The sequence below is a fragment of the Pseudomonas sp. SWRI99 genome (genome assembly GCF_014270125.1).
Lineage (GTDB): Bacteria > Pseudomonadota > Gammaproteobacteria > Pseudomonadales > Pseudomonadaceae > Aquipseudomonas > Aquipseudomonas hamedanensis.
Genome location: NZ_JABWQR010000015.1, coordinates 54,954 through 69,435 on the forward strand (window position 1 = coordinate 54,954; position 14,482 = coordinate 69,435).

Sequence of the window (14,482 nt, forward strand, 5' to 3'; positions counted from 1 at the left end):
GATGGCAGGCATTGAGGGGGTTGGTGTCTGTGCCGACGCCATCGCGAGCAGGCTCACTCCTACATTTGCAACGCATTCCCCTGTAGGAGTGAGCCTGCTCGCGATGAGGGTGTATCAGGCGCCGACGATGCCACCGTCTTCACGGGTAATCGCCATCACCGACGAGCGCGGCTTGCCATTGGGCAGATGCTCGGGGAAGGTCGAGCCACCGTTTTCGCCCGGGTGCTGAATCCCGACAAACAGGGTTTTCTGATCCGGCGAGAAGCTGATGCCGGTGACTTCGCAACCTACCGGCCCGACCATGAAACGGCGAATCTCACCGGTCGCCGGATCCGCGCAAAGCATCTGGTTGTTGCCCATTCCGGCAAAGTCGCCGGCGTTGCTCGAATCACCGTCAGTGAGAATCCACAGGCGCCCCGCTTTGTCGAAACCGAGACCATCGGGGCTGTTGAACATGTTCTGCGCGGTGATGTTGGACGAGCCAGCCTTTGGCGTCCCGGCATGTACGCCCGGGTTGCCAGCGACCACAAACAGGTCCCAGGCAAAGGTCTTCGAGCCATGATCGTCGCGATCGGTGCGCCAGCGCAGGATCTGCCCGTAGACGTTTTTCGCGCGCGGGTTCGGTCCGCCCACCGGTTGCCCGTCTTCGCCGCGCTTGGCGTTGTTGGTCAGGGTGCAATAGACCTGCCCATCCTTGGGACTGACGACGATCCATTCCGGGCGGTCCATGCGCGTCGCGCCCACTACGCTGGCGGCGAGGCGTGCGTGAATCAACACTTCGGCCTGATCGGCAAAACCGCTGCTGGCGTCGATGCCATTCTTGCCGTGGGTCAGTTCGACCCACTGGCCCTGGCCTTTCGGGTGGTCAGGGTTGTTGTCGCCGGCATCGAATTTCGCCACGTACAAGGTGCCGTGATCGAGGATGTCGCGATTGGCCTTCTGGTTGCGGTGGTTGATGCGGTCGCGGCTGACGAACTTGTAGATGAACTCGCCACGCTCGTCGTCGCCCATGTACACCACGGCGCGCCCGTCGCTGGTCTCGGCCAGTGCGGCGTTTTCGTGTTTGAAGCGGCCCAGTGCGGTGCGCTTGACCGGGGTCGATTGTGGATCGAACGGATCGATCTCGACCACCCAGCCATGACGGTTGAGTTCGTTGGGGTTTTTGGCCATGTCGAAGCGCGGATCGTGCGGGTGCCAGTTGATGTCTTTGCTGGTGGCAACGACGCCGTAGCGCTTTTGCGCGGCATCGAATTGTTGTTGCGCGTTGCTGCTGCCGAAACAGTCGGTGAAGTTTTCTTCGCAGGTCAGGTAAGTGCCCCACGGCGTCTTGCCGTTGGCGCAGTTCTGGAAGGTGCCGAGGACTTTTTTGCCGTGCTTGTCGGCGGCGGTTTTCATCAAGTCGTGGCCGGCGGCCGGACCGCTGATGCGCAGCGGCGAATTGCCGTGAATGCGGCGGTTGTAGCGCGAGCCCTGAACGAACTGCCACTGGCCGTTCCTGCGCTGTACTTCGATCACCGACACGCCTTCGCAGGCCAGCGCCTTGCGCACATCTTCGGCCGATTGCGGCATGCCGCCATGGGGGTACAGATAACGGTAGTTGGTGTATTCGTTGTTGATTGCCATCAACGCGCGGTTTCGGTCGTCAGGGAAAGCGAACAGGCTCATACCGTCGTTGTTGTCGCCGAACTGTACTTCCTGCGCAGCGGCCGTGCCGTTGCCGCTCGGATCGAAGGCCGGACCGTTCTTGTGCAGCGGCTGGCCCCAACTGATCAGCACCGAGGATTTGTAGCCCTTCGGCAGGCTGATGGCGTCAGTGGTTGCCGCCGGGATGCTCTCGAAACCGAGCAAGCGGCTGGTGCCGGCACTGACGCTGGCGGCCAGCGCGCTGCGGCTCAGCAGGTTGCCGCCAAGAAACATCGCTGCGCCGCACAAGGCACCGGCGCCGATGAAGCCGCGACGGCTGAGGCCGACGATTTTTTCCAGATCGGTGGATTGGTTTTCTTCTAACAGGCTCATCTCAGGCTCCCTGCATGGTTGTGGCGAACACCTTAATGCGGGGCGATGACGTTTTTGTTGCAAGGCCGGATCAGAGCGGCGTGCCGATCAGTACGTTGGACGGTGAAAACTGCACCTGGGCAGGTTGCCCGACAGTCAGGCCGAGGCTGCGCAAATGCAGCGGTTCGGCCAAGGCGCAAAGAGTGTGGCCGTTGGGCAAAGAGATGCGAACCTCGCTGGGGCCATCCTCGGCATCAAGGACCGCTTCGATGATGCCGCGCAGGACATTGTGTCCGGGCGCTGCCGGTTGATCGTTGCCCAGCAATTCGAGCCAGCCGGCCTTGATCAGCGCCACCACTTCCGTGCCGTTTTGCAATTCCAGATGCACGGTGCTGTCGTGGGTGATCTGCGCGTCGAGGCCCAGACCTTCAGCGAGTTCGAGGCGAATCAGGTCATTGCGACCCTGTGCCTGAATCGACACGACCCTGCCATGCAACTGATTGCGCGCACTGGTCCGGAGCATCAGCCGCCCGAGCAAATCGAGATCGCTGGCGTCTTCCGCCGCTTCCAGCACCTGCGCCTGCAAGGCTTGCAGCTTCTGATACAGGCGCAGCACACGCTCGCCCTCAAGGGTCAGCCTGGCGCCGCCGCCACCCTTGCCGCCGACGACACGTTCGACCAGAGGTTTCTGCGCAAGGTTATTCAGCTCATCAATCGCATCCCATGCCGCTTTGTAACTGAGCCCGGCGCTCTTCGCCGCACGGGTGATCGAGCCCTGTTCGGCGATGTGTTGCAACAGAGCGATGCGCTGCGGGCGGCGGACGATGTGTTGGGACAAGAGAGAAAGCATGGACATATCTGCGGCGCTTTTGACTTGGGCGGTGAATTGGACGTTGGCCACTTGCAACGCATGAGTCAAGCCGAACACAAAACCTGTAGGAGTGAGCCTGCTCGCGATGACGGTGGATCAATCAGCATAGATGTAAGCAGTGCCGACGCTATCGCGAGCAGGCTCACTCCTACAGGGGGTCTAGTGGGCTTCAGGCGCCGGGTTTCGGCGTGCGGGCGAGGCAATACACATCTACCCGCGCCGCACCTGCATCCATCAACAACCGCGCCAGCGCCTGAGCAGTCGCACCGGTGGTCAGCACATCATCCACCAACGCCCAATGCCGCCCCTTCACATCGGCATCGGGCGCCAACGCAAAGGCGTTGCGCAAATTGCGTTGGCGCGCCTTGGCATCCAGATCCTGCTGGGCATCGGTGTCCACGATCCGCCGCAAAATCTGCTCTTCATACGGCAAGTTCAGCGAAACACTCAACCAGCGCGCCAGCATCGCCGCCTGGTTGAAGCCGCGTTGACGCAGGCGTTTGCGCGCCAGCGGCACCGGCAATAACCCGTCAGGACGCGGCAAGCCTTCATCGAAGCGATGTTGCAGGTATTGCCCGAGAACGTCGGCGAGCAAGTGACCAAACGGCCATTTCGCGTTGTGTTTAAAGCGGGTGATCAGGCTGTCCACCGGGAAGCCATAAACCCAGGGTGCGGCGACCTGCTCAAAGGTCGGCGGCTCTAGCAGGCACTCTGCGCACGTCAGCCCGTCTGCGGCCAACGGCAAAGCGCAGCTCTGGCAATGGCTACCGAGCCAGGGCAGTTCGCTTTCACACGCCACACACATTGGCATTTGTGCTTCTGCGGGCTCATCGCAGAGCAGGCAGGTCTGTATGTTTTTTAAACAGATGTAAACCGTACCTTCGTAACGTGGTTGACAGTGCATGCGTCTTCCTTAAATATGCCGAACATCCGTGTAGCGCCTGTGGGTATTCCATTCCCGCAGCGCCAGCCAAGCATAACCAAGGAACTCCCCATGAGCGCGAGCACCACCGCCACCCTGCGTCACGACTGGTCACTGGCCGAAGTCAAAGCACTCTTCGTACAGCCATTCAACGACTTGCTGTTCCAGGCGCAAACGGTGCATCGGGCCCATTTCAATGCCAACCGCGTGCAGGTCTCGACCTTGCTGTCGATCAAGACCGGTGCCTGCCCCGAAGACTGCAAGTACTGCCCGCAGTCCGGGCACTACAACACCGGTCTGGAAAAAGAAAAGCTGATGGAAGTGCAGAAGGTCCTTGAAGAGGCGGCACGCGCCAAGGCCATCGGCTCGACGCGCTTCTGCATGGGCGCGGCGTGGAAACACCCGTCAGCCAAAGACATGCCGTATGTGTTGAAAATGGTTGAGGGCGTCAAGGCCCTGGGCCTGGAAACCTGCATGACCCTCGGTCGCCTCGATCAGGAGCAGACCGAAGCGCTGGCCAGGGCCGGTCTCGATTACTACAACCACAACCTCGACACCTCGCCGGAGTTCTACGGCAGCATCATCACTACCCGCACGTACAGCGAGCGCCTGCAGACGCTGGCTTATGTACGTGAGTCAGGGATGAAAATCTGCTCCGGCGGCATTCTCGGCATGGGCGAATCGCTGGATGACCGCGCCAACCTGCTGATCCAGTTGGCCAACCTGCCCGAGCACCCGGAATCGGTGCCGATCAACATGCTGGTGAAAGTCGCCGGAACGCCGCTGGAAAACGCCGACGACGTCGATCCGTTCGACTTTATCCGCATGCTCGCCGTGGCACGCATTCTCATGCCGCAATCCCACGTGCGCCTGTCCGCCGGCCGCGAGGCGATGAACGAGCAGATGCAGGCCCTGGCGTTTTTTGCTGGCGCCAACTCGATTTTCTACGGCGATAAATTGCTGACCACCGCCAACCCGCAGGCGGACAAGGACATGCAGCTGTTCGCACGTCTGGGCATCCAGCCGGAAGCTCGCGAAGAACACGCCGATGAGGTTCACCAGGCCGCGATCGAGCAGGCACTGGTCGAGCAGAAGAGTAGCGAGCAGTTCTATAACGCTGCGGTTTAAGAACTGCGCGGATTCCTCTGAAGGAATGCAAAACCCCTGTGGGAGCGGGCTTGCTCGCGAAAGCGTCAGTCCAGTCGACATCACCGTTGAATGTCACACAGCATTCGCGAGCAAGCCCGCTCCCACAGGGATATGTGTCATTTGAACATCGAGGCCTGCATGTCTTTCGATCTCGCCGCACGCCTTGCTGCCCGCCGCGCGGAAAACCTCTATCGCCAGCGTCCGTTGCTCGAGTCCCCTCAGGGGCCCGAAGTGGTAGTCGACGGTAAGCCGTTGCTCGCCTTTTGCAACAACGACTATCTGGGCCTGGCCAATCATCCGCAGGTGATCGAAGCCTGGCGCGCTGGCGCCGAGCGTTGGGGCGTCGGCGGTGGCGCGTCGCATCTGGTCATCGGTCACAGCGGCCCGCATCACGCCCTGGAAGAAGCGCTCGCCGATCTCACCGGCCGGCCCCGTGCGCTGCTGTTCACCACCGGTTACATGGCCAACCTCGGCGCCGTCACGGCGCTGGTCGGGCAGGGCGATACGGTGCTGGAAGATCGTCTCAATCATGCATCGTTGCTTGACGCCGGTCTGTTGTCCGGGGCGCGTTTCAATCGCTATCTGCACAACGACGCGACAAGCCTGGCCAAGCGCCTGGAGAAAGCCACAGGCAACACGCTGGTGGTCACCGACGGTGTGTTCAGCATGGACGGAAACCTCGCCGACTTGCCGTCGCTGGCGCGAGAGGCCAAGGCCAAAGGCGCGTGGCTGATGGTCGACGATGCCCATGGCTTCGGCCCGTTGGGCGCCAACGGAGGTGGCATCGTCGAGCATTTCGGCTTGAGCCAGGACGATGTACCGGTGCTGGTCGGCACCCTCGGCAAAGCCTTCGGTACGGCCGGAGCGTTTGTGGCCGGCAGCGAAGAACTCATCGAAAGCCTGATCCAGTTTGCCCGCCCGTACATCTACACCACCAGCCAGCCGCCCGCGCTGGCCTGTGCGACGCTGAAAAGCCTCGAACTGCTACGCACTGAACACTGGCGTCGTGAGCACTTGCAGACACTGATCCGCCAGTTCCGCCAAGGCGCCGAGCAGATCGGGCTTGCGCTGATGGACAGCTTCACGCCGATCCAGCCGATCATGATCGGTGACGCGGGCCGTGCGCTGCGGTTGTCGCAAATGCTGCGCGCGCGCGGGCTGATGGTCACGGCCATTCGTCCACCGACCGTGCCCGCCGGCAGCGCGCGTTTAAGAGTGACCTTGACCGCCGCCCACAGCGAGGCGCAGGTGCAGCTATTGTTAGAAGGACTGGCCGATTGCTTTGCCCAACTGTCATCGGAGCCCTGCCATGCGTAATCGCCTGATTCTGCTGCCCGGCTGGGGCCTCGGTGTCTCGCCGATGGAACCCTTGGCGGCGGCGCTGCGGGGACTCGATGAACATCTGCAGGTCGACATCGAACCGTTGCCGGAGCTGGACTCCAGTGACCTGCAGGACTGGCTCGATGAACTCGATGAGCGCATCCCTCAGGATGTCTGGCTCGGTGGCTGGTCGCTGGGTGGCATGCTCGCGTCAGGGCTGGCGGCGCAGCGCGGCGAGCGCTGCTGCGGCATGCTGACGCTGGCGAGTAATCCGTCCTTCGTCGCTCATGAACAGTGGCCGAACGCGATGTCCGGGGCGACATTCGAGGCGTTTCTCGCCGGGTGCAGCGCCGATCCTCGGTTGACCCTCAAACGTTTTGCGTTGCTGTGCACCCAAGGTGCGGAAGACCCGCGGGGCTTGTCGCGCTTGCTCCTCGGCGGCGCTCAGAACGCCACGGCAAATGTGCTGCTGGCGGGGTTGGAACTGCTTGCGCAACTCGACACCCGTGCAGCGTTGCAGGGCTTTCGCGGTCCGCAGTTTCATCTGTTTGCCGGCCTCGATGCGCTGGTGCCGGCCGAGGCGGCGGCAGCGTTGTTCGCCTTGTTGCCCGATATTGAAATCGGTCTGATCGAACAGGCCAGTCATGCGTTTCTCCTGGAGGACCCACACGGAGTGGCGGGTGCGATCCAGGCTTTTCTACACGAGTGCGGTGATGACTGATTTGTCTTTTGGACAACCGGGTGGCTTGCCTGACAAGCGCCAGGTGGCGGCTTCTTTTTCCCGTGCGGCGGCCAGCTACGACAGCGTCGCCGAGTTGCAACGTGATGTCGGTACCCAGTTGCTGCAGCGTCTGCCGGCGGCATTGCAGCCGTCGCGCTGGCTGGATCTGGGCTGTGGCACCGGTTATTTCACTCGCGCGTTGGCCTCGCGTTTTGCCAAGGGTCACGGTTTGGCGCTGGATATTGCCGAGGGCATGCTCAGGCATGCGCGGCCTGTCGGCGGCGCCGAGCATTTTATCGCAGGGGATGCAGAGCGATTGCCCTTGCGCGACTCGACCTGCGATCTGGTTTTCTCCAGCCTCGCGGTGCAGTGGTGCGAGGATTTCGAGGCGGTACTCGGCGAAGCGTTTCGCGTGCTGAAACCGGGCGGGATCTTTGCCTTTACCAGTCTTTGTACGGGGACGCTGATTGAGTTGCGCGATAGCTGGCGGCAGGTCGATGGGCGGGTGCACGTCAACCGCTTTCGTGAATTCGCTCGCTACGAGCAACTGTGTGCGGCCAGCGGCTTGCGCACGTTAGAGCTGGATAATCAGCCTCACGTGTTGCACTACCCGGACGTGCGCAGCCTGACCCATGAATTGAAAGCCTTGGGCGCGCACAATCTGAATCCGGGGCGGCCGGGCGGGTTGACGGGGCGAGCGCGAATTCTCGGTCTGGTCGAGGCTTATGAACGTTTCCGTGAGGCGTCGGGATTGCCGGCGACTTATCAGGTGGTCTACGCCGTGTTGGAGAAACCGCTATGAGCGCAGCCTGGTTCATCACTGGCACTGATACCGATGTCGGCAAGACCACCGTCGCCGCCGGGTTGCTGCACGCCGCGCGTGCGGCAGGATTGAGTACCGCAGCGGGCAAACCGGTGGCCTCCGGTTGTGACGTCACGCCAAAAGGCCTGCGCAATGCCGATGCGCTGGCGCTGCTGGCCGAATGTTCGATCCCGCTGACTTATCAACAGGTCAATCCGGTGGCGTTCGAACCGGCGATTGCTCCCCATCTGGCGGCGCGGGAAGCGGGCGTGGCGCTGACCGTGCAATCGCTGCTGGCGCCGATGCGCGCGATTCTCGCAATGAATGCCGACTTCACCCTCATTGAAGGCGCGGGGGGCTGGCGGGTGCCGTTGGCGGACCAGGATAATTTGTCGGATCTGGCGATTGCGCTGAAGCTGCCGGTGATTTTGGTGGTAGGCGTCAGGCTGGGCTGTATCAGTCATGCGTTGCTGACGGCCGAGGCGATTGCCCGCGACGGCCTGCAGTTGGCGGGATGGGTGGCAAACATCATCGATCCGAAGACTTCGCGGTTGGAGGAAAACCTTGCGACTCTGGCCGAGCGCATTCCCGCACCTTGCCTGGGCCGGGTGCCGAAACTCAAGGCGCCGAGTGCCGAAGCGGTGGCCGAGTATTTACAGCTGGATCTGCTCGACTAAGGTTTTCGCTATGAACAGGCACTGTGCCATTAGTGTTTTTGACGGGCGTTTTTCTGGCGCGTCTGCTTCAATGGCCGCCAGTGATCCTTTACAGGGATGAGAGCGACGATGGAAATCTCCGGCAACACCGCTTTTTATGCAGGGCTGAGCTCGATTCAGTCGGGACAGAACCGCGTCGATCAGGCCGCGAGCCAGATTGCCAACAACACCATCGAACGCTCGGTGACCAGCCAGTCGTCCGAAGTTCAGGTCGATCGCCTGCGCGGTGTGGATCGTGCGCAACAGTCGGACCTGGCCAGCAACGTCATCGAGATGTCCCAGGGCAAGCTCCAGGCGGAGCTGGGTGTCAAAGTCGTCAAAGCCTCTGACGAAGTGCTGGGTACGATCATCGATACGTTTGCCTGACGTTTCGTCTGCTGCTGATTGAACGCCGCGCCTTGTCGCGGCGTTTTTCGTGGTAAGTCCTTCTTGCTCAACTAATCTTCTCTCTGCGCCCGTGGCTCGTCCGAGCCTGCGGCGGTTTGCTGTGTCCGGCGTTTGAAAAAGGCGAAGACGAACGGCAAAAGATCGACGCTTGACAAGATTTCGGCGTAAACGTATGTTTCAAACAACTGTTTGACCGTCACAACAAATCTACGCGGTCGTTCATTCCCGGTTACATCAGCAGAGGTTTATCGCTATGCCTGACTACAAGGCCCCCTTGCGTGATATTCGCTTCGTTCGTGACGAACTGCTCGGCTACGAAGCGCACTATCAGAGCCTTCCGGCTTGCGCAGACGCAACTCCGGACATGGTTGACGCCATTCTCGAAGAAGGCGCCAAGTTTTGTGAGCAGGTACTGGCACCGCTGAACCGCGTGGGCGACCTTGAGGGTTGCACCTGGAGCGAGTCCGGCGTGAAAACCCCGACTGGCTTCAAAGAGGCTTACAAGCAATTCGTCGAAGGCGGCTGGCCAAGCCTGGCGCACGACGTCGAGCACGGCGGTCAAGGCCTGCCTGAGTCGCTGGGCCTGGCGGTAAGCGAAATGGTTGGCGAAGCCAACTGGTCGTGGGGCATGTACCCAGGCCTGTCGCACGGCGCGATGAACACCATTTCCGAGCACGGCACCCCTGAGCAGCAGGAGGCCTATCTGACCAAGCTGGTTTCCGGCGAATGGACCGGCACCATGTGCCTGACCGAACCGCACTGCGGCACCGACCTGGGCATGCTGCGCACCAAGGCCGAACCTCAGGCCGACGGTTCCTACAAAGTCTCCGGTACCAAAATCTTTATTTCGGCCGGTGAACACGACATGGCCGATAACATCGTCCACATCGTACTGGCGCGCCTGCCGGATGCACCGGCCGGCACCAAAGGGATTTCGCTGTTCATCGTTCCCAAGTTCCTGCCGAATGCTGACGGTACCGTTGGCGCACGCAATGCTGTGACCTGCGGTTCGCTGGAACACAAGATGGGCATCCACGGCAACGCCACGTGCGTGATGAACTTCGACGGCGCCACCGGTTACCTGATCGGCCCGGCGAACAAAGGCCTGAACTGCATGTTCACCTTTATGAACACCGCACGTCTGGGCACCGCGCTGCAAGGTCTGGCTCACGCCGAAATCGGTTTCCAGGGTGGTCTGAAATACGCTCGCGATCGCCTGCAAATGCGCTCGCTGACGGGCCCGAAAGCGCCGGACAAGGCCGCTGACCCGATCATCGTGCACCCTGATGTGCGCCGCATGCTGTTGACCATGAAGGCGTTCGCCGAAGGCAACCGCGCAATGGTGTATTTCACCGCCAAGCTGGTCGACATCGTTAAATACGGCGTCGACGAAGAAGAGAAAAAGAAAGCCGACGCACTGCTGGCGTTCATGACGCCGATCGCCAAAGCGTTCATGACCGAAGTCGGTTTCGAAGCCGCCAACCACGGCGTGCAGATCTACGGCGGCCACGGCTTTATCGCCGAGTGGGGCATGGAGCAGAACGTTCGCGACAGCCGCATTTCGATGCTGTACGAAGGCACCACCGGCATCCAGGCACTCGACCTGCTGGGCCGTAAAGTGCTGATGACCCAGGGCGAGGCTCTGAAAGGCTTCACCAAGATCGTCCACAAGTTCTGCCAGACCAACGAAGGCAACGAAGCCGTTCAGGAATTCGTCGCGCCGCTGGCTGCACTGAACAAGGAGTGGGGCGAGCTGACCATGAAGGTCGGCATGGCGGCCATGAAAGATCGCGAGGAAGTCGGCGCGGCCTCCGTGGACTACCTGATGTACTCCGGCTATGCCTGCCTGGCTTATTTCTGGGCCGACATGGCGCGTGTGGCAGCCGAGAAGCTGGCAGAAGGCACAGGCGACCCGGCGTTCTACACCGCCAAGCTGCAAACCGCGCGCTTCTACTTCCAGCGCATCCTGCCACGTACCCGTACCCACGTGGCCACTATGCTGTCGGGCGCCAATAACCTGATGGACATGAAGGAAGAAGACTTCGCACTGGGCTACTAAGCCTTAGCGCTGTCTCATGAAAACCGCTGCTCCCACTGGGGGCAGCGGTTTTTTTTGTTAATGAATCGCTCAGATAGTCAGCTTTTCGGCCGTTAAAGAGGCTGCATGTGATCTGCATCACATTGTATGTGCTTAACTGCGCTTTGCAGGCACAATGCCATCTCTTTGATATGACGGGTCGGAGCTTACCCTTGCCGCGTTCTTCCGCTGTACGTTTCAGCCATTTCCTACCATCGCTGCTGTTGTTGCTCGCGGGGCTGGCGGCTGCGTACGTCAAAGACCTCAGCGTGTTCTTCACCTCTCTATTCAACGTGCTGCCGACGCTGGTGTTGCTGCTGGGTGGTGCGTATTGCGCGGTCTACCGACGCCAGCGCGAGCTGTTTCTGATGCTCACCGTGTACATTGCCTACTTTTTGCTCGACACCCAGACTGACTTTTATCGCGATCACGGCAAGGTCCGCGAAGACGCGGCGGTGGTTTTTCATCTGGTCTGCCTGCTGTTGCCGTTATTGTTTGGCCTGTTCGCGGCATGGCAGGAACGCACGCATCTGTTCCAGGACATGGTCGCGCGGTTCGCCGTGCTGTTGGCATTCGGCAGCGTTGCGTTGGGACTCGAGCAGAGTTACCCGCAGGCGTTGCTGCTCTGGCTCTCGGAGATTCGCTGGCCGGCGCTGCATGGGGCGTGGATGAGCCTTATCCAGCTTTCCTATCCGGTGTTCATTTCGGCATTTCTGCTGTTGGCCTGGCAGTACTGGCGCAACCCGCGTCCCCTGCATGCAGCCCAACTGGTGGGCTTGCTCGGGGTGTTCTGGATGCTGCCGAAAACCTTCATCCTGCCGTTCACCCTGAACATCATGTGCAGCCAGGTGATGTTGATGATTGCGGCGGCCGTGGCGCACGAAGCCTATCAAATGGCCTTCCGCGACGAGCTCACCGGTCTGCCGGGACGTCGCGCCCTCAACGAGCGTATGCAGCGCCTGGGTCGCAACTACGTGCTGGCGATGAGCGACGTCGACCACTTCAAGAAATTCAACGACACCCACGGCCACGATGTCGGCGATCAGGTCCTGCGTCTGGTCGCCAGCAAGTTGTCGAAAATCAGCGGTGGCGGTAGGGCGTATCGCTATGGCGGCGAGGAATTTGCCCTGGTGTTCGCAGGCAAAACTCTAGAAGAGTGCATGCCGCATCTGGAAGTGATTCGTGAGTCGATTGCGTCCTACAGCATTCAATTGCGTAATCAGGAAAACCGCCCGCAGGATGACCAGCAAGGACGCCAGCGCCGCAGTGGCAGCGGGGCCAGCGCCGTGTCGGTGACGGTCAGCATTGGCGTTGCCGAACGCGTCGAGCAGCGCACTCCGGAAGAAGTGCTCAAGTCGGCCGATCAGGCGTTGTATAGCGCCAAGGGTGCCGGGCGAAACTGCGTGATGGCCTTCGGGCAGAACCGCCGCGGCGCGGTACGCATGGACACCGCTGCGGGTTGAGTGATGACGGCGCATTCAGCGTCCGCACAGTGATTGTGGCGCGTGGTGGCCGGCAGTAGGTTGGAAAAATCTGCTGACGGAGAATCCACCATGCCCGAGTACAAAGCGCCTCTGCGCGACATGCGTTTTCTGATCGACCACGTCTTCGATTTCCACGCCAACTACGCCAATCTGGGCGCGCATGACGCCAGCCCTGACATGATCAGCGCGATCCTCGAAGAGGGCGCGAAGTTCTGCGAGAACGTTCTGGCACCTATCAATCGCAGTGGTGACGAGGAAGGCTGCCATTTCGACAACGGTGTGGTGACAACGCCTACAGGCTTCAAACAAGCCTTCGCACAATACGTCGAGGGCGGCTGGCACGGCCTGGCCGCTGATCCGGCCTACGGCGGTCAGGGCCTGCCGAGTTCGCTGGGGCTGGTGATCAGCGAAATGGTCGGCTCCAGCAATACCTCATGGGGCATGTACCCGGGCCTGACCCATGGCGCGATGTCGGCGATTCACGCCCACGGCACCGCGGAGCAGAAAGACACCTACCTGAGCAAACTCACCGCCGGACAATGGACCGGCACCATGTGCCTGACCGAAGCCCATTGCGGCACCGATCTGGGCATTATCAAAACTCGCGCGGTACCGCGGGCCAATGGCAGCTACGCCATCACCGGCAGCAAGATTTTCATCTCGGCCGGCGAACATGATCTGAGTGACAACATCATCCATCTGGTACTGGCCAAGCTGCCGGATGCGCCGGCCGGAACGAAGGGCATTTCCCTGTTTATCGTGCCGAAATTCTTGCCGGATGCGGCAGGCGAAGCGGGCGAGCGCAACGGCGTTTCCTGTGGCTCGATCGAGCACAAAATGGGTATCAAGGCTTCGGCCACCTGCGTGTTGAATTTCGATGCCGCCATCGGTTATTTGATCGGCGAGCCGAACAAAGGCCTCAACTGCATGTTCACCATGATGAACCACGCGCGGCTCGGCACCGGCATGCAGGGGCTGTGTCTGGGCGAGGCGAGTTTTCAGGGCGCAGTCAGATACGCCAACGACCGCCTGCAGATGCGCTCGCTGACTGGCGCCAAGGCTCCGGATAAACCCGCCGACCCGATCATCGTCCACCCGGACGTGCGCCGGATGTTGCTGACGATGAAAGCTTTCAACGAAGGCAACCGCGCACTGACCTACTTCACTGCGCAAATGCTCGATGTCGCCCATTTAAATGCAGATGCCGAGGCGCGTCAGGACGCTGAAGACCTGTTGGCGTTCCTCACGCCGATCTGCAAGGCGTTCATGACCGACACCGGGCTGGAAGTGACCAACCTCGGCATGCAGATTTTCGGTGGCCACGGTTTCATCCGCGAATGGGGCATGGAGCAACTGGTACGAGATTGCCGCATTGCGCCGATCTATGAAGGCACCAACGGCATTCAGGCACTGGACTTGCTCGGACGCAAAGTGCTGGGCAGTCAAGGCAAGTTGCTGCGTGGCTTTACCAAAATCGTTCACAAGTTCTGCGCGGCAAATGCCGAACATCCGCAACTGGGCAGCTTCGTTGCGCAGCTTGATACGCTGAATCAGCAGTGGGGCGACCTGACAATGAAGGTCGGCATGGCGGCCATGAAGAATCCGGACGAAGTCGGCGCCGCGTCGGTGGATTACCTGATGTACAGCGGCTACATCATCCTCGGGTATTTGTGGCTGCGCATGGCGCTGGTGGCACAGGTTCAGTTGGAGACAGGCGAGGGGGAGGCGGATTATCTGCGCGGTAAATTGGCGACCTGCGAGTTTTACTTCAAGCGCTTGTTGCCGCGTACGGCTACGCATCAAGCGGCGATCGAGGCGGGAAGTGATTGCCTGATGACTTTGCCGGCGGAGTCGTTTGCGCTCTGACACCGTTTTGTGTGGCGAGGGAGGTTGCTCCCGCTTGAGTGCGCAGCGCTCACCGGTTGGCGGCTGCTACGCATCCGAGCGGGAGCAAGCTCCCTCGCCACAGGTTTCCTTGCAGCATTTTAGTGTCGCTCAAACTTAATGACTAAAAATAACAAATCAGTCACCGGTTGAC

Annotated in this window: 12 protein-coding genes; 9 read left to right on the forward strand and 3 right to left on the reverse strand. The window is 60.8% G+C overall.

Annotated features, from left to right (window positions below):
- Positions 1–114 precede the first annotated feature (114 nt).
- From HU743_RS14125 to HU743_RS14135, 3 genes are all read right to left on the reverse strand, one after another.
- Positions 115–2,016 carry a PhoX family phosphatase gene (locus HU743_RS14125; protein ID WP_186649273.1) on the reverse strand — a complete coding sequence of 634 codons (1,902 nt, stop codon included), beginning with the start codon at positions 2,014–2,016 and terminating at the stop codon, positions 115–117.
- Between the two features lie 70 nt (positions 2,017–2,086).
- A complete protein-coding gene (locus HU743_RS14130; protein WP_186649276.1) occupies positions 2,087–2,851 on the reverse strand; it encodes a TOBE domain-containing protein in 765 nt (254 codons plus the stop codon).
- Positions 2,852–3,035: 184 nt separating this feature from the next.
- On the reverse strand, positions 3,036–3,770 hold the full coding sequence (locus tag HU743_RS14135; protein WP_186649279.1) for a ComF family protein: 735 nt from the start codon (positions 3,768–3,770) through the stop codon (positions 3,036–3,038).
- A 90-nt stretch (positions 3,771–3,860) separates the two neighbouring features.
- On the opposite strand from HU743_RS14135, the gene bioB reads away from it, so the two are divergent.
- The 9 genes from bioB (at position 3,861) to HU743_RS14180 (ending at position 14,310) form a co-directional block, all read left to right on the forward strand.
- Positions 3,861–4,916 carry a biotin synthase BioB gene (bioB, locus tag HU743_RS14140; protein WP_186550843.1) on the forward strand — a complete coding sequence of 352 codons (1,056 nt, stop codon included), beginning with the start codon at positions 3,861–3,863 and terminating at the stop codon, positions 4,914–4,916.
- Positions 4,917–5,075: 159 nt separating this feature from the next.
- A complete protein-coding gene (gene bioF / locus HU743_RS14145; RefSeq protein ID WP_186649281.1) occupies positions 5,076–6,254 on the forward strand; it encodes an 8-amino-7-oxononanoate synthase in 1,179 nt (392 codons plus the stop codon).
- Positions 6,247–6,978 carry an alpha/beta fold hydrolase gene (locus HU743_RS14150; protein WP_186649284.1) on the forward strand — a complete coding sequence of 244 codons (732 nt, stop codon included), beginning with the start codon at positions 6,247–6,249 and terminating at the stop codon, positions 6,976–6,978. Before bioF ends, HU743_RS14150 begins: the two co-directional genes overlap by 8 nt.
- Positions 6,971–7,780: a malonyl-ACP O-methyltransferase BioC gene (gene bioC, locus HU743_RS14155; protein WP_186649287.1), complete on the forward strand. Its 810-nt coding sequence runs from the start codon at positions 6,971–6,973 to the stop codon at positions 7,778–7,780. The genes HU743_RS14150 and bioC overlap by 8 nt, the downstream gene beginning before the upstream one ends.
- Positions 7,777–8,457, forward strand: a complete 681-nt coding sequence (gene bioD / locus HU743_RS14160; protein WP_186550851.1) for a dethiobiotin synthase — start codon at positions 7,777–7,779, stop codon at positions 8,455–8,457. Before bioC ends, bioD begins: the two co-directional genes overlap by 4 nt.
- A gap of 108 nt (positions 8,458–8,565) precedes the next feature.
- Entirely contained in the window at positions 8,566–8,862 is a 297-nt protein-coding gene (locus HU743_RS14165) for a pyrroloquinoline quinone biosynthesis protein PqqE (RefSeq protein ID WP_186649289.1), read from the forward strand.
- A 274-nt stretch (positions 8,863–9,136) separates the two neighbouring features.
- On the forward strand, positions 9,137–10,942 hold the full coding sequence (locus tag HU743_RS14170) for a phenylacyl-CoA dehydrogenase (protein ID WP_186649292.1): 1,806 nt from the start codon (positions 9,137–9,139) through the stop codon (positions 10,940–10,942).
- A 191-nt stretch (positions 10,943–11,133) separates the two neighbouring features.
- The gene (locus HU743_RS14175) at positions 11,134–12,423 is read left to right on the forward strand and encodes a GGDEF domain-containing protein (protein ID WP_186631457.1); all 1,290 of its coding nucleotides are present in this window, start codon (positions 11,134–11,136) and stop codon (positions 12,421–12,423) included.
- A gap of 90 nt (positions 12,424–12,513) precedes the next feature.
- Positions 12,514–14,310 (forward strand): acyl-CoA dehydrogenase C-terminal domain-containing protein, encoded by a 1,797-nt coding sequence (locus HU743_RS14180; RefSeq protein ID WP_186649295.1) that lies wholly within the window; start codon positions 12,514–12,516, stop codon positions 14,308–14,310.
- Positions 14,311–14,482: the final 172 nt, after the last annotated feature.